This window comes from Streptococcus pseudopneumoniae (assembly GCF_001074975.1).
GTDB classification, from domain to species: domain Bacteria; phylum Bacillota; class Bacilli; order Lactobacillales; family Streptococcaceae; genus Streptococcus; species Streptococcus pseudopneumoniae_D.
This window is the reverse complement of sequence record NZ_JUUO01000115.1, coordinates 18,707-41,401: the sequence shown is the minus strand read 5'-3', so window position 1 is coordinate 41,401 and position 22,695 is coordinate 18,707. Positions and strand designations below refer to the sequence as shown.

Below are 22,695 nucleotides of genomic sequence, written 5' to 3'. Positions count from 1 at the left end.
AGGCTGTACTTGAGTACGGCAAGGCGACGCTGACGTGGTTTGAATTTGATTTTCGAAGAGTATTATTTTGCCAATCCTTCAGCAATTTTATCAAGGTTGTATTTCATCATGTTGTAGTAGCTGTCGCCTTCTTTACCTTGTTCTGCGATAGAGTCAGTAAAGATTTGTGCGTAGATTGGGATATTTGTATCTTGTGAGACAGTCTTCATTGGACGGTCATCTACACTTGATTCTACAAAGAGTGATGGAACTTTTGTTTGGCGAAGTTTTTCAACCAAGGTCTTGATTTGTTCAGGTGTTCCTTCTTCTTCAGTATTGATTTCCCAGATGTAGGCACTTGGGACACCATAGGCTTTAGAGAAGTATTTGAATGCTCCTTCGCTGGTTACAATGAGTTTCTTTTCAGCAGGGATGTTATTAAATTTATCCTTACTTTCTTTATCAAGTTTGTCTAACTTATCAGTATATTCTTTGAGATTTTTTTCATAGAATTCCTTGTTGTTAGGATCTTTAGCGCTCAATTGTTTGGCGATATTTTTAGCAAAGATAATTCCATTTTCAAGGTTAAGCCAAGCGTGTGGGTCTTCTTTACCTTTTTCATTTTTTCCTTCAAGGTAGATAACATCAACGCCTTCGCTGACTGCAAAGTAGTCTTTGTTTTCAGTTTTCTTAGCATTTTCTACCAATTTGCTAAACCAAGCATTGCCACCTGTTTCAAGGTTGATACCGTTATAGAAAATGAGGTCAGCCTCAGAAGTTTTCTTAACATCTTCAGGGAGTGGTTCGTATTCGTGTGGGTCTTGTCCAATCGGAACGATACTGTGAAGATCAATCTTGTCACCAGCAATATTTTTAGTAATATCAGCGATGATTGAGTTTGTAGCAACAACTTTTAGTTTTTGACCAGAAGCTGCATCTTTTTTTCCGCTAGCACATGCTACAAGAGCAATAACGGAAAGAAAGAGAACGAGTAATGTACCTAATTTTTTCATTAGATCCTCCAATTTATTGGGGTTTTGCCCCTTATTTTAACAAATGTTTATTTTTCAGTTTCAAATATCGTTGTTTAGGAGAGATAAAGAAACTGATTAAGAAGAAGCTAGCAGCTGTAAGTACGATGCTAGAACCAGCTGCTAAGTTTAAACTATAGCCAATAAAGAGTCCCAAAACTGAAGCTGTAGCTCCAAAGGTTGAGGAAAGGAAAATCATACTTTTCAGGCTATTAGCATACAGATAAGCAGTTGCAGCTGGGGTAATCAGCATGGCTACAATCAGGATAGTTCCAACACTTTGCATGGCTGTCACAGACACGAGAGTCAGGAGTATCATGAGGAGGTAGTGATAGAAATTGACAGGCATTCCCATGGCTTTAGCCAGAAGTTCATCAAAGGAAGTGATCAAGAGTTGCTTGAAGAAAATCCAGATTAACAAGAGAATGACCGCCCCTACGCCCATAGTGATAAACATATCCGTATCTTGGACGGCTAGAATATTACCAAAAAGGATATGGAAAAGGTCAGTTGAACTTTTAGCGACACTAATCAAGATGATACCGAGGGCTAAGAAAGAAGAAAAGGTAATGCCGATGGCGGTATCGCTTTTGATAATCGAGTTCCCCTTGATGTAGGTAATGATGATAGCAGCTAGCAATCCAAAGACAATGGCTCCGATAAAGAAGTCAACTCCCAAGATAAAGGAGAGGGCTACACCTGGTAAGACAGCATGTGAAATAGCATCTCCCATGAGTGACATCCCACGTAGAATGATGAAACATCCCACAGCTCCAGCTACGACCCCGACGACAATAGCTGTTATCAAGGCATTTTGTAGGAAATGGAATTTTTGCAATCCATCGATAAATTCTGCAATCATAGGTCACCTCCATTGAAAAAGAGTCGATTACCGTAAGCTTCTTTGAGATTGGCTTCGGTAAAGGTTTCTTTGGTTGGACCAAAGGCAATCACTTCTCGATTGACAAGTAAGACTTGATCGAAGTAGTGGGAAACCTTGCTGAGGTCGTGGTGAACGATGAGAACCGTCTTACCAGCTTTTTTCAAATCTCTCAGCGTATTCATGATGATTTCCTCACTGACAGAGTCAATCCCAACAAAGGGTTCATCCAAGAGGATATAATCGGCTTCCTGCACCAAACATCTGGCAATCAAGACCCGCTGGAATTGACCTCCAGACAGTTGACTGATTTGACGTTCAGCGTAGTCAGCTAGGCCGACGATTTCAAGGGCTTCCTCTACTTTTTTCCAATGTTTAGCATTTAAACTGCGAAAGAGAGGAATAGAAGGAAATAGTCCTAGCGAGACACATTCCTTGACCTTGATGGGAAAGTTGTAGTCGATATTGATTTTTTGTTCGACATAGGCGATTCGATGTAAGGATTTTTTCACTTCCTTGTCATCGAGAAATGCCTGACCTTGATGTGGGATAATTCCCAGCATACTTTTTAATAATGTTGATTTCCCAGCACCGTTTGGACCAATAATACCGGTAATTGTTGGTCCATGGAGCACTAGTGAAATATCCTTAAGTGCCAACGTTTCTTTGTAGGAGACACTGAGGTTTTCGATACGTATCATACAGTTGTATTCCTCCTGCCTCTTAATATACATTAAAAAAAAAATTAAGTCAAGTTAATTTTTGAAAAAATTAAAATAATAACTGAAAAATGATAGAAAAGGAAAGTTCATTTTTAATTGCATTCCCAAGAAATTTTTGTTAAGCTAGCAATAACTTAAAAAAATGAAAGCGAGAACAAGATGACACGTTATCAAGACGATTTTTATGATGCGATTAACGGAGAATGGCAGAAGACTGCTGAAATCCCAGCAGATAAGTCTCAAACGGGAGGATTTGTTGATTTAGACCAGGAAATTGAAGACCTGATGCTGGCAACAACAGACAAGTGGTTGGCAGGAGAAGAGGTGCCTGAGGATCCTATCTTGGCAAACTTTGTTAAATACCATCGCCTAGTTCGTGATTTTGACAAGAGAGAAGCTGACGGTATCACACCTGTCTTACCACTTCTTAAAGAATTCCAAGAATTGGAGACTTTTGAGGATTTTGCAGCTAAACTAGCAGAGTTTGAGCTTGCAGGAAAACCTAATTTCCTTCCTTTTGGTGTATCGCCAGACTTTATGGATGCTAGAATCAATGTTCTATGGGCTAGCGCTCCAAGCACCATCTTGCCAGATACGACCTACTATGCAGAAGACCATCCTCAACGCGAAGAGCTCTTGACTCTTTGGAAAGAAAGCAGCGCAAATCTCCTCAAGGCTTATGATTTCTCTGATGAAGAAATTGAAGACTTGCTAGAGAAAAGACTAGAACTGGACCGTCGAGTTGCGGCAGTGGTGCTCTCTAATGAAGAAAGTTCAGAGTATGCTAAACTCTACCATCCATATGCTTACGAAGATTTCAAGAAATTTGCGCCTGCCCTACCTTTGGATGACTTCTTCCAAGCTGTTCTTGGACAAGCACCAGACAAGGTTATCGTAGACGAGGAACGCTTCTGGCAAGCAGCAGACCAATTCTATAGTGAAGAGGCATGGCCTCTCCTCAAGGCAACCTTGATTTTGAGTGTTGTCAATCTCTCAACCACCTATTTAACAGAAGAAATTCGTGTCTTGTCAGGTGCCTATAGCCGTGCGCTTTCAGGAGTTCCAGAAGCCAAAGACAAGGTCAAGGCCGCCTACCAGCTAGCACAAGGGCCTTTCAAACAAGCCTTGGGTCTTTGGTATGCACATGAAAAATTCTCTCCAGAGGCCAAAGCAGACGTGGAGAGAAAAGTGGCAACTATGATCGATGTCTATAAGGAACGCTTGGCTAAAAATGACTGGCTAACTCCTGAAACTCGTGACAAGGCCATCGTCAAACTCAATGTTATCAAGCCTTATATCGGTTACCCAGAAGAATTGCCAGAGCGTTACAAGGACAAGGTAGTGGATGAGACCGCTAGTCTTTTTGACAATGCTCTAGCCTTTGCGCGTGTGGAAATCAAGCATAGTTGGAGCAAGTGGAACCAGCCTGTGGACTATAAGGAATGGGGCATGCCTGCTCATATGGTCAACGCCTACTACAATCCACAGAAGAACCTGATTGTTTTCCCGGCAGCTATTTTACAGGCACCTTTCTATGACTTGCATCAGTCATCTTCTGCTAACTACGGTGGTATTGGGGCAGTTATTGCCCATGAAATTTCTCACGCTTTTGATACCAACGGAGCTTCCTTCGATGAAAATGGTAGTCTCAAGGACTGGTGGACAGAGAGTGACTATACTGCCTTCAAGGAGAAAACACAAAAAGTTATTGACCAATTTGATGGACAGGATTCTTATGGTGCAACTATCAACGGCAAATTGACTGTATCAGAAAACGTGGCTGACTTGGGAGGAATCGCTGCAGCGCTTGAAGCAGCTAAGAGAGAAGCAGACTTCTCGGCAGAAGAATTCTTCTACAACTTCGGTCGCATCTGGCGCATGAAAGGTCGACCAGAATTTATGAAACTTTTGGCTAGCGTTGATGTGCACGCGCCAGCCAAACTCCGTGTCAATGTGCAAGTACCAAACTTCGATGATTTCTTTACAACCTATGATGTCAAAGAAGGAGACGGTATGTGGCGTTCGCCAGAAGAGCGCGTGATTATTTGGTAAGGCAAAGAAGCAAGTAAAACTCCTATAATTATACCTTCCCTATCTATGTACACCCTAAAAAGTTAGATAGAATAATCTAGCTTTTGGGGTGTAGTTCATAGGGATTATGAAATTGAAGTCTTTTCTTATTTTAAAATTCATAGTAAAATATCCCTCTGTATCAAGATAACAGGAGGATTTTTATGTCTCAAAAGACTATCAACATAGGCTACGCCCGTGTATCTACTCATAAGCAAGACCTAGGCTTGGAGGTGCAAATCGAAGCTCTCAAACATTGCGATAAACTTTTTATAGAAAAGGAATCTGGTGCAAATAACACTCGTCCTGAACTTACAAAAGCCTTAAAACTGGCTTCTGACTTTTCGAAAGATGGCAAGCAGGTTACTTTCACTATCTATAAGTTAGATAGACTGATTCGATCTATGTTTAAGCTGCTAGAACTTATTGAACTATTTAATGAATCTAATATTCATCTAGTCAGTTTGCATGAAAAACTAGAAACAGATTCTCTTATTGGCAGGTTACTTTGCATTATTTTAGGATTTGTGGCAGAAAATGAGCTGGAAAATCTGAGGTTTCGTACAAAAGAAGGACTTCGAAAAGCTAAGGAAAATGGTGTTAGATTAGGAGCAAAACGGATTTCAAAAGAAAAGGAGGAGCGGATACTTAACAAATATCTACATTCAAATATAAGCATACGTAATATTGCAAAAGCTGAACAAATTTCTACATCAACCCTATATAAAGTGTTAGAACGTAATAAAGTGGCGAACAATCGTCAAAAAAAAACGGAAAATCATTGCTAAAAACGGGGAAAAATGGTAGAATGAAGCCGTAAATTTGTTTCGATTAACGACCGTTAAACGATACACAAAAAATACCAGTCTAATACAGATTAAAAACACTGTTAAACTCGCATTTTTTAAAATATTCATATTGTTGTTTTGACTGTTTTATCAAACGGTCGTTACGCGATACAGTTAGTTCCCTATCTCTAAAGGAGATAGCTAGCTTTTGGTAACAAAAAACTTAAAAATCATTAAGATATGTAATAGTATGATAGCTGTATTGTTCAGTTAATGGATGAAGGTTCATTTAAGGCTTCTATCAAGAACATTAAATGTTTAGATAATGAGTTGGCTCAAAATTTTGCTTTTGTGGTCTTGAAAGGAAGTTGATTTTGTCATTTTATAAGCCTAAAAAGGCAATTTTATATTCCTGAGGAGGAAAAATTATGAATAAACTCACTAAACTAGGTATTGTTACCTTTTCTGCTGTCACTCTTAGTGCTGTAGTGCCAACTTTGGTGCATGCCGAGGAAAACGTTGCGCCGCAGCCAAATGCTGCTGCTAAACCTAATGTTGCTCAACCAACACCTGCAACAAAACCTAATGGTAGCTGGGTTGATTTCAGTATGCTCGACCCAATCGCTAAGCCAAAACCAGGAAAAGAAGTTTCGAAACCTGCTGAAAAGCCAGTAGAAGAGCCCGCGTCTGTCGAAAAACCTTCGACCGAGGGCAACATTCTTGCAAACGGAACGGATGAGGCTATCGCAGAAGATAAGAAAAATGCTGAGATCGAGAAAAAATACAACGTTGATCCAACTAATCAGCTACCTGAGCCAGGCCTACCAATCATAACGCCTGAACCAGAACAACCTATAACAGACTCTGAAGAAATAAAAAAGAAAGAGGCGGAAGATTTAGCATACAAAACTGGCGCAGTTTTATCTATGACTAAAGAAGAGAACGACAAGGTTTATCTTGAAGCAAATCGAAAACTTTACGCGCTTTCTGGGATAGATTTTGACAAATTTTTGGCCACACCAATTCCCGGAACAAATGGACAAGCTTTCCCTACTTTATCAGACTCGACTTATCGAACATACGAAATCCAAGCAGATTTCTTAGATGCTGATCGTGTCAAGAAGCATGGATACACCAATGAATCAAGGATTGATGTTCCAAAATATACAACAGTTGTCTCGTCAAGATTCGATACCGATAGAGATAGTGCAGATGGAATACTAACAGCAAAAAAATTCTCCGACTACACTTTTAGCCACGTCGTAAAATCAGCTGCAGACCATCCAGATATTGACCCAGATCCAAAAGTTGTCAGAGTTAGTTATGATGCAGCCTATGCTTTGCGTGGTTCTGGCTACAAAAATGGTAAAGGAGATAATCTTTTCCGCTACTATTTTATTTACACTAAAAATAAACCAGTAGAAGAAAAACCAACACCTAAAGATCCGCAACCAGCGGAAACAGAAAAACCTGCTGAAATTTCAAAACCAGTTGAAACAGTTAAGCCAACTGAGCAGCCGAAACCAGCTGAGAACAAGCCGGTTGAAACTCCAATTCCGAATCCAAAACCAGCAGAAAACCCTCAACCAGAGGTTAAACCTACAGAGCAACCACAGCCTACCAAGCCAGTAGAACCAGCTGAAAATGCTGGATTGCCAAAGATTCCTTATCGAAACGACCAGCCAAAACGTTGGTTTAATAACGGAACAGGTCGCCCTACTCTAACAACAAACGACCTTGCTGTTCCCCTTCCTGCTGAAAATGTAGAAAAAACATCTTATGGTTGGTGGACAGCTGAACCAGACTTACTTCATGCAGGCTCTCATATAAAAGTAAATACTTTTAATTCGAATTTCAATAATCCGATGTTCGAAAACGGTAAAGAGATAAAATTTAAAGGTAGCGGATTTGGAGATATGGACAGTAGGTTTAAACCTGCTCTTGTTCGAGTAAAAGTTCCAGAATTGGAAGGAATGAACTACGAAGCTTATACAATCTTTTATGAAGTTCCTAATAAAAATGGAAATCCAACTTACGGAACAAATCGAACTCTCCAAGGTGGTGGCATCTCTTTAACTTTCAAATCAAAAGAGAAGAAAGAAGATATCCAGGTTTATACATTAACTAAGGATAAAAAACTAGAAGAACTCTATTTTCTAGGATACCCAGGTGAAGAAACAAATCGCTATGATGAGAAAACTAAAACTCATTCATACAATCTATATGGTGAAACCTACGATACTTACGTTTTCTTATTTAAGAACCCTGCTGAAAAACCAGCCGAGCAAGTGAAACCTGAAGTTAAGCCAAGCGAGCAACCTAAGCCAGACAAGCAGCCAAGTGTTCCTACTGTTCCAGCTGATCAACCACAGCCTACTAAACCAGTGAAACCAGCAGAAAAGCCAATCGAGAAACCTGTAGTTCCTGACACACCAAAACCAGTTACACCAGCTGTTCCAGATCAACCACAACCTGCTAAGCCAGAGAAACCAACTGAACAACCTGTGAATCCAGTTGCTCCAATAACACCGACAACTCCCGTAACGCCTACGCTTAATCCAGCCATCCCAAACAATACTCGTGTTCTTTCGAACAAAGCTGGAAGCGTTCAAGTGCATGGTTCAGAAGCAACACTCAAAAATGTCAGCTATATCAAGGTAGAAGAAACCAAGCCGACTTCACTTGAATCAAAAGACTACAAGGCCTTTGACATTCATCTATATGACGCGAATGGTAAAGCTATCCAGCCAAACGGCATGGTTCTAGTAAGTCTTTCTGCCGATAAGCCAGTTGAAAATGTCTATTATGTTGCTCCAGACGGTACTTTACAAGCATTGAAGTTCAAACAAGATGCAGATAAGGTGACTTTTGAAACCAATCACTTTAGTATCTATGCTATGACTTTCAAAGTTGCCGCAAGTCGTGATAACGGAGGTACTACAATTCCTGTTCCAGTTGTAAATAGTAATAATACTCCAACAACCACAGAACAAAAAGGAAATGACGCAAGTAGTACAAAAACTCAAGCTGAGTCGTTAGCAACTAAGACTGAAACTATTTCGAAACAAGTAGCTAAGACTTTGCCAAATACTGGAGAAAATCACTCAATTCTCGCCACCCTATTTGGAATGTTAACTCTAACTGCTGGATTATTTAGCTTTCGTAAGGAGTCAGAATAACTCCAATTCATAGTTTATATATCAATTATTTTAGACTGTGAAAAAATCAATTTGAGGAGATAATTTAGAAAATCTTTTCATGATAAAACGCATAATATCAAATTTTTCTACATCTGATATTATGCGTTTTTATAATTTTAAAATAGTATAAATATAGTGAGATGAAATAAAGTCTGAACAAATCGATTGGAAAATTGAAAGTAATTTATAAAAATGAATTAGAAGTCATGTTGTACTATTTCAATTTCAAACTGCTATAGTTTACTTAAATTGCGATAGTCATTATCATCATCTTGCTAGAAAAAGGGATTGAAGGTCTTTTCATGAGCGATGGTTGTAGCTGGACCATGCCCTGGATAGACGTCGTAGTTTGGTAGAGTGAAGAGTTGGGTCTGGATACTATGGAGAAGTTGCTCCGTACTACCAGTTGGAAGATCTGTTCGTCCGATAGTTTCACGGAACAGGGCATCACCTGTCAAGACTAGGTGAGCATCAGAAAAGACGATAGAAACGCCACCGATAGAGTGACCTGGTGTTGGCAAGACAGTGAAACGGAACTCTTCAATCTGATATTCCTCATGAAAGACAAAGGTGTGCTCTGCAGGTTTTGCGACCACATCTGCCATATCATCGTGGCGAGGGAGACCAGAGAGATTGTCGACAGGAGTATAGAGCCAGCTAGCTTCGCTCTCTGCGATATAGACAGGAGGATTGCCAAAAGTCTCGCGCACCAAGTCCAGACTCATGATATGGTCATAATGGGCGTGGGTCAAGAGAATAGCACAGATCGGTTTGTTGATCTTCTCAATTGTCTGACGAATGGCTTCCCAATGGCTACCAGGATCGACAACGATGAGGTGCTTTTCGCCTTCTAGGTAATAGGTATTTTCATAGGCAACAGGATTCACAGTTTTATGGATTTTCATATTAGCTCCAATCTCAAAGAATGTACTAAGATAAGTATAGCACAGTTAGGGAGAATAGGTAAGGATTTAGAATGAACTTAAAAACCAGCATGACTGGATGAAGACAGGCTGGTTATCAATTTATCACTATTGGAGAGGTGTCAATTGCCCTTCATAGGTTGCATAAACTCCGTCATTAGCTTGTTTGATAGATGTGATGTTTAGAGTGCCACCGTAGTTGGCTTCTTGTTTATCATTATATTCACTATAAGTTATCCTATTGGGCAGGTTCTGGTCCTTAGCATAGTATTGAACGACTGTTTTTTTATAGCCTTGCTGGCTGAATAGGAACAGGCAGCTAACTCCTAACACTAGGAGAGCAAAGATAGAAATAGCAGTTTTTTTCATAGGTGTTCTCCTTATAAACTAAAGGATAAAAGAAAGTATCTTGAGGATTTTAATTCCAAAATCCAGTCAAGGTACCAGTGTATGTGCCACGAGTTCCATCGTTTATCTTTCGTATCTTCAATGGAATTGGGGAAGTCAGAAAGTCTTTCGGTTACAATATGGTTTCCGTTCTTCTATCTCTCCTTCTATCACCTAAGTTTAAAATCTAACTTCGTAATATATTATAGACTAATAATTCAGAATTGTCAATCAATTCTGAATTATTTTTTTCTTATTCTGTTCCAATCTAGTTTTCATATTCTTAAAAAAGTGATAAAATGGTAGGAAGAATTGGAGAGTAGAGATGCCAAAAGAAGTGAATTTAACAGGCGAAGAAGTTGTCGCTTTAACCAAAGAATATTTAACGGAAGAGGATGTCCATTTTGTCCATAAGGCCTTGGTCTATGCGGTGGAATGCCATAGTGGTCAATATCGCAAATCAGGTGAGCCTTATATCATTCACCCCATCCAAGTGGCAGGTATTTTAGCTAAGCTCAAGCTTGATGCTGTAACGGTAGCTTGTGGTTTCTTGCATGACGTGGTTGAGGATACAGAGGCGACCTTGGATGATTTGGAAAGAGAGTTTGGGCCTGATGTGCGCGTGATTGTCGACGGGGTTACCAAGCTTGGTAAGGTCGAGTACAAATCGATTGAGGAGCAGTTGGCTGAAAATCATCGCAAGATGCTCATGGCCATGTCTGAGGACATCCGCGTTATCTTGGTCAAACTGTCTGACCGCTTGCACAATATGCGAACCCTGAAACACCTTCGAAAAGACAAGCAGGAGCGAATTTCCAAAGAAACTATGGAAATCTATGCCCCGCTTGCCCACCGTCTGGGGATTTCCAGTGTCAAATGGGAATTGGAAGACCTATCTTTCCGTTATCTCAACCCAACGGAGTTTTACAAGATTACCCATATGATGAAGGAAAAGCGCAGAGAGCGTGAGGCCTTGGTGGATGAGGTAGTTACGAAACTAGAATACTATACGACAGATCATCACTTGAAAGGGAAAATTTACGGTCGTCCCAAGCATATTTACTCGATTTTCCGCAAAATGCAGGATAAGAGAAAACGGTTTGAGGAAATCTATGACCTGATTGCCATTCGTTGTATTTTGGATACCCAAAGTGATGTTTATGCCATGCTTGGTTATGTGCATGAGCTTTGGAAACCCATGCCTGGGCGCTTCAAAGACTATATCGCCAACCGCAAGGCCAATGGTTACCAGTCTATCCATACGACTGTTTATGGGCCAAAAGGCCCGATTGAATTCCAGATTCGAACCAAGGCCATGCACGAGGTGGCTGAGTACGGGGTTGCGGCTCACTGGGCTTATAAGAAAGGCGTTAAGGGGCAGGTTAACAGCAAGGAATCAGCTATTGGGATGAACTGGATCAAGGAGATGATGGAACTCCAAGACCAGGCTGATGATGCCAAGGAATTTGTCGATTCAGTTAAGGAAAACTATCTGGCTGAGGAGATTTACGTCTTTACTCCAGATGGGGCTGTCCGCTCTCTTCCAAAAGATTCAGGACCTATTGATTTTGCATACGAAATTCATACTAAAGTAGGGGAAAAAGCAACTGGTGCCAAGGTTAATGGTCGCATGGTTCCGCTGACAACTAAGCTCAAAACAGGGGATCAGGTTGAAATTGTCACTAACCCCAACTCCTTTGGGCCGAGCCGTGACTGGCTCAACATGGTCAAGACCAGCAAGGCCCGTAACAAGATTCGCCAATTCTTTAAAAATCAAGATAAGGAATTGTCTGTCAACAAGGGTCGTGAAATGCTGATGGCTCAGTTCCAAGAAAATGGTTATGTGGCTAATAAATTCATGGACAAGCGCCATATGGACCAAGTTCTTCAAAAGACCAGCTACAAGACAGAAGAATCCCTCTTTGCGGCCATTGGTTTTGGAGAAATCGGTGCGATTACCGTCTTTAACCGTCTGACTGAAAAGGAACGCCGTGAAGAAGAACGTGCCAAGGCCAAGGCGGAGGCAGAAGAACTTGTCAAAGGTGGCGAGGTCAAGGTTGAAAACAAAGAAACCCTCAAGGTTAAGCATGAGGGTGGTGTGGTCATTGAAGGAGCCTCAGGTCTCCTAGTGCGGATTGCTAAGTGTTGTAATCCTGTTCCTGGTGACGATATTGTTGGCTACATTACCAAGGGGCGTGGTGTGGCTATTCACCGTGTGGACTGTATGAATCTGCGTGCCCAAGAAAACTACGAGCAACGTCTCCTTGATGTGGAGTGGGAAGGCCAGTATTCAAACTCAAATAAGGAGTATATGGCCCATATCGATATCTATGGTCTCAATCGTACAGGACTGTTGAACGATGTACTGCAGGTTCTATCAAACACAACCAAGAATATCTCAACAGTCAACGCTCAACCAACCAAGGATATGAAATTTGCTAATATCCATGTATCCTTTGGCATTGCCAACCTCTCGACGCTGACTACGGTCGTGGACAAGATTAAGAGTGTGCCAGAAGTTTACTCTGTTAAACGTACCAATGGCTAATTGTCCTAGCTCTTACTAGAAAGGCTATTATGAAAATCATTATCCAACGGGTTAAAAAAGCCCAAGTCAGTATCGAAGGTCAGGTTCAGGGAAAAATCAATCAGGGACTCTTATTGCTGGTTGGTGTTGGACCAGAGGACCAAGAGGAAGATTTGGACTATGCTGTGAGAAAGCTTGTCAACATGCGGATTTTTTCAGACGCAGAAGGCAAGATGAACCTATCTGTCAAAGATATTGAAGGAGAAATCCTTTCTATTTCTCAGTTTACCCTCTTTGCGGATACCAAGAAAGGCAATCGTCCAGCCTTTACAGGGGCAGCCAAGCCTGATAGGGCATCAGACTTCTATGATGCTTTCAATCAAAAATTAGCGCAAGAAGTGCCCGTTCAGACAGGCATCTTTGGAGCTGATATGCAGGTTGAGCTGGTCAATGACGGACCTGTTACCATAATCCTTGATACTAAAAATAGATAAGAAAGACCAAGTCCAGCCGGCTTGGTTTTTCTTATCTATCATAACATACTCCAAAATGAAATCTGTTTCTGATAGGCCTTAGGAAAATCTCTTTTCAGGCTTTGGCTTATGCGATAGGAAGGGATGAGATGTCCTAGGATGAGGAGAGTTCCCTGAAGGAAAAGTGGCACACCACTCAAACATATCAAGGAGAGAATCATCAGGCTATCCCATAGGAGGATTTGTAAGGCAAAACGCCAGAATCGCGGTCTAATCTGGGAATAGAGTTGACTAAAGTGGTCACAAAGCTGATTAGACAGATAGGTCAATAGCACAGGATGAAAGAAAATGAGCCAACCGCTATAAATTAAAATCCAATCCCAAGTAAGCCCTTCTTTAAATGTCAAAAATGCCAGCATAATTCCATCAATGACAAGGAGTTGAATAGTTTTGATGAAGATGATTTTTTTCATGCTAAAACCTCCTTTTCCTTAGAGACACTCCTATAGAGTGATGTGTTTGTCGTAAAAGTCTGGATAGTTTTCTCTTAGGTAGTCAGTCGTCAGATAATATAAAGTATAATGACAAGCAGTGACGATTGGCATAAGAGTGGAAAATCGCTGAGAACTAGTGAAGGCTAAGAGGACAAATAATAGAAAGTCGCTGATGAGCACCCCTAAATAGTAGAAGCGAATCATTTTATTGATTTGAGGATAAATCTCAGCGAATTGATTTTTTAGTTGGACGACCAAGCGAAATAGCAGGAGTCCCTGAGCAAGGAGGAAAATAAAACCAGTGAGCAAGAGCCAGTCGAAAGCTGTCTCGGGTCTAGTGCTAAAAAATGCAAATAGTAGCAAATCGATGACTGCAATTGCTGTAAAATGGATTCTAAAGAGTTTTTTCATGACAAGACCTCCCTCTTTTATCTATCTTCATTCTACACCAAACCAATGGGAGTTACAACTAATACTCAATGAAAATCAAAAAACAAACTAGGAAGCTAGCCACAGACAGTACTTGAGTACGGCAAGGCGAAGCTGACGTGGTTTGAAGAGATTTTCGAAGAGTATAAAATGATACTAAATAGTAGAAGGGGGATTCTATTAAGTCGTCTTGCTTTCTTTATTTGAGTTTCTTTCTATTTATCTAGCTTCTTCATCATTCCAGACAAATAAAGCTCCAATTGCATTGAGGATATAAAAGATGTATTTACCGATATTGGCGAAGTTTCCTTGAATGCCAGCCTTTGTCAGCTGAACGAAATTGTAAATCAGCCAAAATCCCCACTGAGTTGTGAGTTTTAATGCGTTCAAAGCATTGGCAATGAGTGACAGTGCAAAGGCAATCGTTGTTACGTAGGCAAGGAGATTCATCTTACCCCCATAGCCGATATAGTTTGTCACAAAGGCAAAGAGGAAGGCGATGATTGAAATGATGATGGCCGCTAATTTTACCTGTTTTTGGCTCATTTGGTTGGGTCTGCCTTCTTGCGAAGCTTCCCATTTCTTTATGGCAAAGGTATAAATGAGGAAGGTGACAGGATAGGTGATAATGGCAGCCTTATTTCCAAGGATATAATCAATGCTACCAGACAAAATAGTATTGATGATACCAAAGTAATTACCCCATTTGCTTAATTTTCCTGTAAAACGAGTGGACAACATGGAAATCCCAACGTTGGTTACGGAAATCAATCCAAAGGGCACAAGAGCAGTCCATGGTCCCCAGTCTACAAATTTGTCGAGTCGTGAGTTGAGGTAACCAGATGCAATTGCAATTCCAACGACCAAAGCAACCCCGAAGAGGTCAAACCATTTGGAAGTCGCAAAAATTTTTAGTGATTTTTTCATAGATTAAACTATCTTTCTTGTTTTTTACAAACATTCTACAACTAAATGAGAGTAAAATCAAATAATAGAAATAAAACCCTGAAAATTAAACTTTCAGGGTTGGTAGGGGGAATTGAGAAATTAGTTGATTTTCTCGACATAGAGTTGTTTTGCAATGTCCATATTCACTTGTAAATCCTCATTTTTAGTGAGGATAGTGAAGGTATTGCTGAAGCCATCAAACTGCTTGACTTGGAGAGGATCACCGATGTGAAGCGAGTGCTTGTCCAGATAATGGAGAATGTCAAAGCTATCGTGCACCCGAGTCAGACGGTAGGATCCAGCTTCCTTGATATCCGCAAGGGGTAGATTATTGATTTCAACCAGGAGTTCTCCCTTGGCTGGAATGGTTCCTCCGTGGGGGCAGGTTTTGGGGAAACCTAGCAGTTTATCCAGTCTTTCTACGAATAGCTCAGAGACAGTATGTTCCAATACCTCAGCTTCCTCGTGAATCTGATCACTCGTATAGTCTAAATGATGGACTAGAAAAACTTCAATCAAGCGGTGTTTGCGGTAGAGTTCTGAGACCAGTTTAAGCCCTAGGTCCGTCAGTAGATAGCCACATTCCTTGTCCTTAAGGATGAGGTTTTCACTTTTCATCCGTTTAATCATTTCAGTTACGGCTGGGGGAGAGACTTGCATGCGGGCCGCAATTTCCTTGTTGGTGATTTTATGCAGGTCTATGCCAATTTCATAAATACATTTTAGATAATCTTCTTTATTCGGGGTCATTCGCTTCCTCTTGTCTAATATCTTTATCTAGTATATCAAAAAAAGCTAGATTTCTCTAGCTGTGACTTTTTATGTTATACTTATTGCAAGAGAAAAAACGAGGAGATAGATATGACAAAAATAGCTCTTCTTTCAGATATTCATGGAAATACCACTGCCTTGGAGGCTGTTTTGGCAGATGCTCGGAAGCTAGGAGTGGATGAATACTGGCTTTTGGGAGATATTCTCATGCCAGGGACAGGACGTAGAAGGATTTTGGACTTGTTAGCTGAACTACCGATTACGGCTAGAGTTTTAGGAAACTGGGAAGACAGTCTGTGGCATGGTGTCCGCAAGGAATTGGATAATACTCGTCCTAGTCAACGCTATCTCTTGCGCCAGTGTCAGTATGTTTTAGAGGAAATTTCCCTAGAAGAAATTGAATTGCTTCACAATCAACCTCTTCAGATCCATCGTCAGTTTGGGGATTTGACGGTGGGAATTAGCCATCATCTGCCTGATAAGAACTGGGGCCGAGAGTTGATTCATACTGGAGCGCAAGAGGATTTTGACCGCTTGGTGACCAATCCCTCTTGTGATATTGCTGTTTATGGCCATATTCACCAGCAGTTGCTTCGTTACGGAACTGGTGGGCAATTGATTGTTAATCCGGGTTCAATTGGGCAACCTTTCTTTTTGGATGCCCAGTTGCGGAAGGACCTGCGGGCCCAGTATATGATTTTGGAGTTTGATGACAAGGGCTTGGTAGATATGGACTTCCGGCGGGTGGACTACGATGTGGCAGCTGAATTGCAACTGGCTAAAGACCTCAAACTCCCTTATTTTGATGTTTATTATGAAAGTCTGGTCAATGGTATCCACCATACTCATAATCAGGAATTTCTGAGAGAATTGGCCCAGAAAGAGGGCTATGATAGGGAGTTAGATGCCTGGTTGAAAAGTGGTAACGATTGACATTACAACCAAAAAGGGTATAATAAAAGAAAAAGAGGAGTAGAGGCAGGGCAGCCTCGTAAAAAGGAGAAGAGCATGCAAATTCCAAGTAGATTTACCATTGCGACTCATATGCTGATTATCATTGCCCTCAAGGGGAAGAAAAGCAAGGTGACCAGTGACTTTCTGGCTGCTAGTGTTGGGGTTAACCCTGTCATTATCAGAAAAACCTTGTCCCAATTGAAGAAGGCAGAGCTGATTTCAGTAGCGCGTGGAACAGGGGGAACAGAGATTGTCAAGGATCTCAAAGACATTAGTCTTTTAGATGTTTATCAAGCGGTTGAGTGTCTTGGTAAGACAGGCCAACTCTTTAGTTTTCATGACAATCCAAATCCAAATTGTCCAGTCGGAGCTCATATTCATGAGGTTTTGGATCAAAAATTGGAGAGAATCCAGCGAGCTATGGAGGCGGAGCTTGGTCAGACCAGTCTAGAACAAGTAGTGGCCGATGCAGAGAGTCAGATGAAGGAGTGAGAGGGATAGATGCCCTCTTTTTCTGCTTTTTCTTTTTGGATAATTATGATAAAATCTACTTACAAAAGGAGGAAATGATGTATCTTTTTGCAGGAATTATTGTAGCCGCATTTATCTTTTCATTTTGGAAGGATAACAGAAGTCTTTGGAATCCAGCCTTATTTTTACTATCTCTCATCTCAATCTATTTATCTGTGGCCCATTTTTTTTATCAGAATGGATATGAAAAGGTTCACATATTCTTTTTGGTATTTACCTTTGTCTTCCTTCCTTTTTTGCTTTTTCTAAGTGGGCTCTTTTTAATCTATAATGGAGTCATCCTACTGAAACGAGAAGGACATTCAAAAGCTAATTATCTTTCTATGTTACTTGGTTTTGTTATCCTGATATTTTTTGGGATCATGTCATTTAGATTGTGGGATAGGAATGAGCTATTTTCTACAAATCACTTTCTGAATCTCCTATTTCTATTTACAACTTATTCTTATTTTCTTTTCGGTTTTGCTTTTGCAGGATTTATGCTTTATTCTATCCTGTACCTGTTTATTCCTAAAAAGAAAAGCTATGACTTTATTATTATTCATGGAGCTGGCTTGTTAGACGGAGAAAGAGTGACACCCTTACTCAAGCGTCGGATTGATAAGGCAATCGAGGCCTTCAGGGCTTCTTCTAATCCAAATGTTAAACTGATTGCAAGCGGAGGTCAAGGAGAAGATGAGAAGATTTCTGAAGCGCAGGCCATTTGTAATTATATCTTAGAAGAGACAGATGTCAGTATGGAATCCATTCTTCTTGAAGACAAATCCAGAACGACCTATGAGAATTTATTGTTTTCAAAAGAAGTGGGAGAACAATTGGTTGAAAATCCTTGTTTCCTCTTTGTTACTAATGACTATCATGTCTTTCGTACTAGTACCTATGCACGTAAGCTAAATATGAAGGGAGATGGACTCGGATGTAGGACGGCAGGTTACTACATACCATCTGCTTTTATTCGGGAGTACGTGGCCCTCTGTGTCAAAATGAAATGGCTTTTCCTTGCCTTTTATGTCCTGCTATTAGCCCTCATTTTGATAGCCTACAAAGGGATTCTTTGGTAGTCAGATTCTATTTAAAAAGACTTAGAATGCACATGAAAGTCTGTATTCTAGGTCTTTTGTTTTATATATATTTGATTTTTGAAATGTATTATCTATTCTTCCATGCTTGGTAACGGGTATCAATCAATAATTGGGTAAGGCGTCCCATGGTTTCCCTTTCTGCTGGAGTGAGGGATTGAGCTTGGACAAATAGATGATGAATGTGTTCAATAGCCTTGAAGGAAGACAGGTCATTAATGGAGCTAATCCCAGCATCTAGAATGGTGCCAAAGAAGAGGTCGAAGTAGAGCTGAAGTTCCTCGTCAGGGACTGTTGCTACCCACTCCTTGAAGGTTGTGTCTACTTGTTGACTATCACTGTTGGTCTTATCCAGTTGAACGAATTGCTTGTTCTCAATTTGCCAACTAAAGGTATCGTGCTGGGCGATGCCACCTAAGGCAGTGCTTTGAACGATGATTTGGTGGGCAGGAATTTCCAGCATCCTACCGATAATGGAATCTTGTGGAATGAAGACCTTGGTTCTATCCATTATCCTTTGATAACCTTCGGTCTGTGTCAATTCTGTGTGGAGACCAGGTGCATCAAATGTATAAACTGCTGTGATCGGATCTTGCAAGCTTTGATCAATTTGGCTAGCAGCATAGATGGCTAGATTTCCTCCCTTGGAATGCCCAGCTAGAATGACTTTTTTCCTAGGGTGGTGGACAAAAAAGTTCTCTAAATAGCGGAGGGCGTGCTTTTGAGCAGGAATTTCCTTCATATAGGTCAGGTGGAAATCTTCCTTCCAGCCAATGATACTGTCATCAGTCCCACGAAAGACAATCAGATAGGTATCGAGAGTGAGGCGGTAGGTCATAGCCGCAAATTGCTTTTGCAGTTCAGGGTCGATGTCGTTGATAAAATGGGAGAGTTTGCAATTTTTGAAGCGCTTGTGTTGAGCTAGCTCATCCAATAGCTGGAGGCGATTTTTACTGGTCAACATGTTAGATTCTCTTGGAACCTGAGGTGCCAAATCTAAAAGTCGCTGAGGACTTGCGGATACTAGATTATCAAAGGGGAGGTAGGTAGCTTCTGTTAAGGCTAGAATGTCTAATTCATTCAATGGAAAGTCGTAAAAGGAATCGTAAGCGACATCTTTCAGGTAGTCAAAAATATTGGCCATAAGAGCTCCTTTCTTTTTATTTATCTTATCAAATTTTCCTTAAATTAGCTAGTAGGACTGCATCACTTTGTTGGCTAAAAACAAGCTCTGTCAAATTCAGTTTCAGGCCTGCTAGCATGGAAAAATCTGTTATAATAATAGAAAAGGAGGAGCGCATGCACAAGATTTTATTAGTAGAAGATGATCAGGTTATTCGTCAACAGGTCGGGAAAATGCTCTCTGAATGGGGATTTGAAGTGGTCCTGGTAGAAGATTTTATGGAAGTTTTGAGTCTTTTTGTCCAGTCGGAACCTCATTTGGTTCTCATGGATATTGGCTTGCCCTTGTTTAACGGCTATCACTGGTGTCAGGAGATTCGCAAGATTTCCAAGGTGCCGATTATGTTTCTGTCTTCCAGAGATCAGGCTATGGATATCGTCATGGCAATCAATATGGGAGCAGATGACTTTGTGACCAAGCCTTTTGACCAGCAGGTGCTTTTAGCCAAGGTTCAGGGCTTACTGCGCCGTTCCTATGAGTTTGGTCGCGACGAAAGTTTACTGGAATATGCCGGTGTGATCCTCAATACCAAATCTATGGATTTACATTATCAAGGGCAAGTGTTGAATTTGACCAAGAACGAATTCCAGATTTTACGCGTTTTGTTTGAGCATGCAGGCAACATTGTAGCGCGTGATGACCTCATGCGGGAACTTTGGAACAGTGACTTTTTCATTGATGACAATACCCTCTCTGTCAATGTGGCTCGTTTGCGTAAAAAGTTGGAAGAGCAGGGCTTGGTAGGATTTATCGAGACCAAGAAAGGGATAGGGTACGGACTGAAGCATGCTTGATTGGAAACAATTTTTTCTAGCCTATCTGCGCTCCCGTAGTCGTCTGTTTGTCTATCTGCTTGCATTAGCATTTCTGGTTTTGCTCTTTCAGTTTTTATTTGTCAGTTTAGGAATTTACTTTCTCTACTTTTTCCTCTTGTGTTGCTTTATAACCATTTTATTTTTCACTTGGGACATATTGGTGGAAATGCAAGTCTATCGTCAGGAAATTCTCTACGGGGAAAGGGAAGCTAAATCTCCATTGGAAAGAGCTTTAGCAGAAAAATTAGAAGCGCGTGAGATGGAACTCTACCAGCAGAGGTCAGATTCAGAAAGAAAATTGACGGATTTGCTGGATTACTATACCTTGTGGGTTCATCAGATTAAGACCCCCATTGCAGCTAGTCAACTCTTAGTTGCAGAAGTAGCCGACCGCCAACTGAAGCAGCAATTAGAACAGGAAATTTTCAAAATCGATTCCTATACCAATCTAGTTTTACAGTACCTGCGTTTAGAAAGTTTTCATGATGATTTGGTCTTAAAGCAGGTTCAAATTGAGGATTTGGTCAAGGAAATAATTCGTAAATATGCTCTTTTCTTTATTCAAAAAGGCCTAAATGTCAATCTACATGACCTTGATAAAGAAATCGTGACGGATAAAAAGTGGCTACTAGTGGTCATTGAGCAAATCATCTCAAACAGTCTCAAGTATACCAAGGAAGGTGGTCTGGAGATTTATATGGAAGGGCAAGAACTCTGTATCAAGGATACGGGAATCGGGATAAAAAACAGTGATGTCCTCCGAGTCTTTGAACGTGGATTTTCAGGATATAATGGGCGCCTAACCCAGCAGTCATCTGGACTTGGACTTTACCTATCTAAGAAAATTTCTGAAGAACTGGGTCACCAGATTCGTATCGAGTCTGAGGTCGGGACAGGAACGATAGTGCGTATTCAGTTTGCTCAAGTGAACCTAGTCCTTAAGTGAGAAGAGTAGATAAGAGCCCAGGATAAAACAACTGGGCTTTTTTATCTTTAACTGTGCATCCTAGTAAATTATTTTATCTACTATAAACAAATTTTTGAGGGATATGAAGACCACGAACGAAAAGGTAGATCTAGATCAAAAGCAGATTAAGCAAACCATTAACAAGCAAATCTTAACAGTTTGCTTCCTTCCTGTAATTTTTGCATTTCTCCATTTGGCCTTTGCTTATCATATGCTTAGTTTGGTTCTAGAGGTTATTGAAGTAGTCGATGATACCATGAGGTTGACGATAATTTTCTCTATCTGTTCAATTGATAGATTTCGTCAGAGAAAGACTGTAACATTTTTGATATAATGTTAAGGATGGACTGACGGATACTTAAAGGATCATTTTCAAAAGAATAACAGGTGAGAAGAAAAATATGTAAGATTGGACAGAAGTCTCTCTACTATCATCCATGCAGAAACAAGATTATATGAAATAAAAGGAGTAACCAATGACTGGAAACTATTCAACACGTGAATATCGTGAGAAATTATATGATGATCTTCATGTTCGATTAAGAGATACAGTGATTTTGATGTGTGCGATTTTTATTGCCTCTATCGGCCTAAATATGAATTCAACAGCTGTCATTATTGGAGCCATGCTGATTTCCCCTCTTATGACACCGATTGTTGGACTCGGATTTGGTTTAGCTATTTTTGATACGCGTTTAATCAAGCAATCTCTAGAGGTTTTATTTACCCAAGTATTGGTCAGCTTGCTTGTCTCGGCTCTGTATTTCTGGATTTCTCCCTTATCCTATGAAAGTAGCGAATTGATTGCACGAACCTCTCCAACCATTTGGGATGTGCTCATTGCTATTGCTGGTGGGATAGCAGGTTTCATTGGTTCAAGGAAAAAAGAAGCAAACAATATCGTGCCAGGAGTAGCCATTGCAACAGCTCTGATGCCACCTATCTGCACTGCAGGATATGGTTTAGCTAATGGAAATGTACGATTTTTATTTGGGGCTTTTTATCTTTTCTTGATCAACTGTGTCTTTATCATGCTAATCAACATTGTTGGAACAAGAATTATGATGAGAAAATCTCCCTTAAGTTCATTTAAAGAGTTAAATATTAAAATGAGAATTGGCTTGATATCCTTGATTGTATTATTGATTCTTCCAGCTAGTTATTCAGCAGTTACTCTGACGATGGATCAAGCACGAAAAGAAGGGATTAAACAATTTGTAGGAAAAGAGTTCGCCAATCATACGGTCATTAATCAAGTCTACAAGTCAAGGAGCAATGAATTGGTCTTGACGGTTGTTGGAGATCCAATTTCAGAAGAAGAATTAGAAACGCTCCACCAAAAACAAGCCTCTTACGGTATTCAATCTATTCAATTGAAAGTCAATCAAGTTCATAATTCGACAAAATTAGATAGTGAGACGGCCAAGGAATTTTATGAAACCATTAACAAGTATATCGATCAAAAACTCTCTGAAAAGGATTCACAAAACGATCTCGTAAAAGAAAATGAAGCAGACAAGGATTGAGGATATTGACCTTATCTA

The 22,695-nt window shown here is 40.4% G+C and carries 21 protein-coding genes and 2 pseudogenes; 12 read left to right on the top strand and 11 right to left on the bottom strand.

Going from position 1 to position 22,695, the window contains the following annotated elements; all coding sequences use genetic code 11:
• Positions 1-62 precede the first annotated feature (62 nt).
• The 3 genes from psaA to ADI86_RS07060 are packed head-to-tail and all read right to left on the bottom strand — an operon-like array spanning position 63 to position 2,591.
• Positions 63-992, bottom strand: coding sequence for a metal ABC transporter substrate-binding lipoprotein/adhesin PsaA (psaA, locus tag ADI86_RS07070; protein ID WP_000733069.1), 930 nt, complete (start codon positions 990-992; stop codon positions 63-65).
• A gap of 31 nt (positions 993-1,023) precedes the next feature.
• Positions 1,024-1,872: a metal ABC transporter permease gene (locus ADI86_RS07065; RefSeq protein ID WP_000559791.1), complete on the bottom strand. Its 849-nt coding sequence runs from the start codon at positions 1,870-1,872 to the stop codon at positions 1,024-1,026.
• Positions 1,869-2,591: a metal ABC transporter ATP-binding protein gene (locus ADI86_RS07060; protein ID WP_049532350.1), complete on the bottom strand. Its 723-nt coding sequence runs from the start codon at positions 2,589-2,591 to the stop codon at positions 1,869-1,871. The genes ADI86_RS07065 and ADI86_RS07060 overlap by 4 nt, the downstream gene beginning before the upstream one ends.
• A gap of 180 nt (positions 2,592-2,771) precedes the next feature.
• Between ADI86_RS07060 and pepO the strand changes: the two genes are divergently transcribed.
• The 3 genes from pepO (at position 2,772) to ADI86_RS07045 (ending at position 8,649) form a co-directional block, all read left to right on the top strand.
• Positions 2,772-4,664, top strand: a complete 1,893-nt coding sequence (gene pepO / locus ADI86_RS07055; RefSeq protein WP_049532348.1) for an endopeptidase PepO — start codon at positions 2,772-2,774, stop codon at positions 4,662-4,664.
• A gap of 182 nt (positions 4,665-4,846) precedes the next feature.
• On the top strand, positions 4,847-5,470 hold the full coding sequence (locus ADI86_RS07050; protein WP_049532347.1) for a recombinase family protein: 624 nt from the start codon (positions 4,847-4,849) through the stop codon (positions 5,468-5,470).
• A gap of 428 nt (positions 5,471-5,898) precedes the next feature.
• Positions 5,899-8,649: an LPXTG cell wall anchor domain-containing protein gene (locus tag ADI86_RS07045; RefSeq protein WP_049532346.1), complete on the top strand. Its 2,751-nt coding sequence runs from the start codon at positions 5,899-5,901 to the stop codon at positions 8,647-8,649.
• Positions 8,650-8,945: 296 nt separating this feature from the next.
• Here the strand turns inward: ADI86_RS07045 and ADI86_RS07040 are convergent, their stop codons facing one another.
• Together ADI86_RS07040 and ADI86_RS07035 are read right to left on the bottom strand one after the other, a co-directional pair.
• Positions 8,946-9,575, bottom strand: coding sequence for an MBL fold metallo-hydrolase (locus tag ADI86_RS07040; protein ID WP_049532345.1), 630 nt, complete (start codon positions 9,573-9,575; stop codon positions 8,946-8,948).
• Between the two features lie 126 nt (positions 9,576-9,701).
• Entirely contained in the window at positions 9,702-9,926 is a 225-nt protein-coding gene (locus tag ADI86_RS07035; RefSeq protein ID WP_342666720.1) for a hypothetical protein, read from the bottom strand.
• A gap of 379 nt (positions 9,927-10,305) precedes the next feature.
• Here ADI86_RS07035 and ADI86_RS07025 point away from each other — a divergent pair, with 379 nt between their 5' ends.
• Together ADI86_RS07025 and dtd are read left to right on the top strand one after the other, a co-directional pair.
• On the top strand, positions 10,306-12,528 hold the full coding sequence (locus ADI86_RS07025) for a RelA/SpoT family protein (protein ID WP_049532342.1): 2,223 nt from the start codon (positions 10,306-10,308) through the stop codon (positions 12,526-12,528).
• Positions 12,529-12,557: 29 nt separating this feature from the next.
• Positions 12,558-13,001, top strand: a complete 444-nt coding sequence (dtd, locus tag ADI86_RS07020; protein ID WP_049532341.1) for a D-aminoacyl-tRNA deacylase — start codon at positions 12,558-12,560, stop codon at positions 12,999-13,001.
• A gap of 38 nt (positions 13,002-13,039) precedes the next feature.
• Here dtd and ADI86_RS11260 read toward each other — a convergent pair whose 3' ends face one another.
• The 5 genes and pseudogenes from ADI86_RS11260 to ADI86_RS06990 form a co-directional block, all read right to left on the bottom strand.
• Positions 13,040-13,453 carry a hypothetical protein gene (locus ADI86_RS11260; protein WP_080983203.1) on the bottom strand — a complete coding sequence of 138 codons (414 nt, stop codon included), beginning with the start codon at positions 13,451-13,453 and terminating at the stop codon, positions 13,040-13,042.
• A gap of 30 nt (positions 13,454-13,483) precedes the next feature.
• Entirely contained in the window at positions 13,484-13,885 is a 402-nt protein-coding gene (locus tag ADI86_RS07005) for a hypothetical protein (RefSeq protein WP_049532340.1), read from the bottom strand.
• 237 nt (positions 13,886-14,122) lie between these two features.
• Complete coding sequence (locus ADI86_RS07000; RefSeq protein ID WP_193390663.1) at positions 14,123-14,830, bottom strand: nicotinamide mononucleotide transporter; 708 nt, start codon at positions 14,828-14,830, stop codon at positions 14,123-14,125.
• Positions 14,787-14,970, bottom strand: a pseudogene (locus ADI86_RS12520) (hypothetical protein). The gene ADI86_RS07000 and the pseudogene ADI86_RS12520 overlap by 44 nt, the downstream one beginning before the upstream one ends.
• Entirely contained in the window at positions 14,951-15,601 is a 651-nt protein-coding gene (locus ADI86_RS06990) for a metal-dependent transcriptional regulator (RefSeq protein WP_049532339.1), read from the bottom strand. Before ADI86_RS06990 ends, ADI86_RS12520 begins: the two are co-directional and overlap by 20 nt.
• A 111-nt stretch (positions 15,602-15,712) precedes the next feature.
• Here ADI86_RS06990 and ADI86_RS06985 point away from each other — a divergent pair, with 111 nt between their 5' ends.
• From ADI86_RS06985 to ADI86_RS06975, 3 genes are all read left to right on the top strand, one after another.
• The gene (locus ADI86_RS06985) at positions 15,713-16,555 is read left to right on the top strand and encodes a metallophosphoesterase family protein (RefSeq protein WP_049532338.1); all 843 of its coding nucleotides are present in this window, start codon (positions 15,713-15,715) and stop codon (positions 16,553-16,555) included.
• 75 nt (positions 16,556-16,630) lie between these two features.
• Positions 16,631-17,068, top strand: a complete 438-nt coding sequence (locus ADI86_RS06980; RefSeq protein ID WP_049532337.1) for an Rrf2 family transcriptional regulator — start codon at positions 16,631-16,633, stop codon at positions 17,066-17,068.
• Between the two features lie 77 nt (positions 17,069-17,145).
• Entirely contained in the window at positions 17,146-18,168 is a 1,023-nt protein-coding gene (locus ADI86_RS06975; RefSeq protein ID WP_049532336.1) for a YdcF family protein, read from the top strand.
• 88 nt (positions 18,169-18,256) lie between these two features.
• Here ADI86_RS06975 and ADI86_RS06970 read toward each other — a convergent pair whose 3' ends face one another.
• The gene (locus ADI86_RS06970; RefSeq protein ID WP_049532335.1) at positions 18,257-19,330 is read right to left on the bottom strand and encodes a DUF2974 domain-containing protein; all 1,074 of its coding nucleotides are present in this window, start codon (positions 19,328-19,330) and stop codon (positions 18,257-18,259) included.
• A gap of 155 nt (positions 19,331-19,485) precedes the next feature.
• Between ADI86_RS06970 and ADI86_RS06965 the strand changes: the two genes are divergently transcribed.
• The 4 genes and pseudogenes from ADI86_RS06965 to ADI86_RS06950 all read left to right on the top strand — a co-directional run bounded on the left by ADI86_RS06965 (position 19,486) and on the right by ADI86_RS06950 (position 22,677).
• Positions 19,486-20,163, top strand: a complete 678-nt coding sequence (locus ADI86_RS06965; protein WP_000548991.1) for a response regulator transcription factor — start codon at positions 19,486-19,488, stop codon at positions 20,161-20,163.
• A complete protein-coding gene (locus ADI86_RS06960; protein WP_049532334.1) occupies positions 20,156-21,130 on the top strand; it encodes a sensor histidine kinase in 975 nt (324 codons plus the stop codon). The genes ADI86_RS06965 and ADI86_RS06960 overlap by 8 nt, the downstream gene beginning before the upstream one ends.
• Positions 21,131-21,205: 75 nt before the next feature.
• Positions 21,206-21,443, top strand: a pseudogene (locus ADI86_RS06955) (hypothetical protein); the annotation flags it as partial.
• Between the two features lie 184 nt (positions 21,444-21,627).
• Complete coding sequence (locus tag ADI86_RS06950) at positions 21,628-22,677, top strand: DUF389 domain-containing protein (RefSeq protein ID WP_049532333.1); 1,050 nt, start codon at positions 21,628-21,630, stop codon at positions 22,675-22,677.
• The last annotated feature ends 18 nt before the right edge of the window (positions 22,678-22,695 follow it).

What these genes read in the sequence shown, in the direction of transcription:
- ADI86_RS06980 (WP_049532337.1), top strand. Translation starts at nt 16,631, where the DNA reads ATGCAAATTCCAAGTAGATTTACCATTGCGACTCATATGCTGATTATC.
- ADI86_RS07040 (WP_049532345.1), bottom strand. Translation starts at nt 9,575, where the DNA reads ATGAAAATCCATAAAACTGTGAATCCTGTTGCCTATGAAAATACCTAT.
- ADI86_RS06985 (WP_049532338.1), top strand. Translation starts at nt 15,713, where the DNA reads ATGACAAAAATAGCTCTTCTTTCAGATATTCATGGAAATACCACTGCC.
- ADI86_RS06975 (WP_049532336.1), top strand. Translation starts at nt 17,146, where the DNA reads ATGTATCTTTTTGCAGGAATTATTGTAGCCGCATTTATCTTTTCATTT.
- ADI86_RS11260 (WP_080983203.1), bottom strand. Translation starts at nt 13,453, where the DNA reads ATGAAAAAAATCATCTTCATCAAAACTATTCAACTCCTTGTCATTGAT.
- ADI86_RS06950 (WP_049532333.1), top strand. Translation starts at nt 21,628, where the DNA reads ATGACTGGAAACTATTCAACACGTGAATATCGTGAGAAATTATATGAT.
- ADI86_RS07025 (WP_049532342.1), top strand. Translation starts at nt 10,306, where the DNA reads ATGCCAAAAGAAGTGAATTTAACAGGCGAAGAAGTTGTCGCTTTAACC.
- ADI86_RS07000 (WP_193390663.1), bottom strand. Translation starts at nt 14,830, where the DNA reads ATGAAAAAATCACTAAAAATTTTTGCGACTTCCAAATGGTTTGACCTC.
- ADI86_RS07045 (WP_049532346.1), top strand. Translation starts at nt 5,899, where the DNA reads ATGAATAAACTCACTAAACTAGGTATTGTTACCTTTTCTGCTGTCACT.
- dtd (WP_049532341.1), top strand. Translation starts at nt 12,558, where the DNA reads ATGAAAATCATTATCCAACGGGTTAAAAAAGCCCAAGTCAGTATCGAA.
- pepO (WP_049532348.1), top strand. Translation starts at nt 2,772, where the DNA reads ATGACACGTTATCAAGACGATTTTTATGATGCGATTAACGGAGAATGG.
- ADI86_RS07005 (WP_049532340.1), bottom strand. Translation starts at nt 13,885, where the DNA reads ATGAAAAAACTCTTTAGAATCCATTTTACAGCAATTGCAGTCATCGAT.
- ADI86_RS06970 (WP_049532335.1), bottom strand. Translation starts at nt 19,330, where the DNA reads ATGGCCAATATTTTTGACTACCTGAAAGATGTCGCTTACGATTCCTTT.
- ADI86_RS06990 (WP_049532339.1), bottom strand. Translation starts at nt 15,601, where the DNA reads ATGACCCCGAATAAAGAAGATTATCTAAAATGTATTTATGAAATTGGC.
- ADI86_RS07065 (WP_000559791.1), bottom strand. Translation starts at nt 1,872, where the DNA reads ATGATTGCAGAATTTATCGATGGATTGCAAAAATTCCATTTCCTACAA.
- ADI86_RS07050 (WP_049532347.1), top strand. Translation starts at nt 4,847, where the DNA reads ATGTCTCAAAAGACTATCAACATAGGCTACGCCCGTGTATCTACTCAT.
- ADI86_RS07060 (WP_049532350.1), bottom strand. Translation starts at nt 2,591, where the DNA reads ATGATACGTATCGAAAACCTCAGTGTCTCCTACAAAGAAACGTTGGCA.
- ADI86_RS06960 (WP_049532334.1), top strand. Translation starts at nt 20,156, where the DNA reads ATGCTTGATTGGAAACAATTTTTTCTAGCCTATCTGCGCTCCCGTAGT.
- ADI86_RS06965 (WP_000548991.1), top strand. Translation starts at nt 19,486, where the DNA reads ATGCACAAGATTTTATTAGTAGAAGATGATCAGGTTATTCGTCAACAG.
- psaA (WP_000733069.1), bottom strand. Translation starts at nt 992, where the DNA reads ATGAAAAAATTAGGTACATTACTCGTTCTCTTTCTTTCCGTTATTGCT.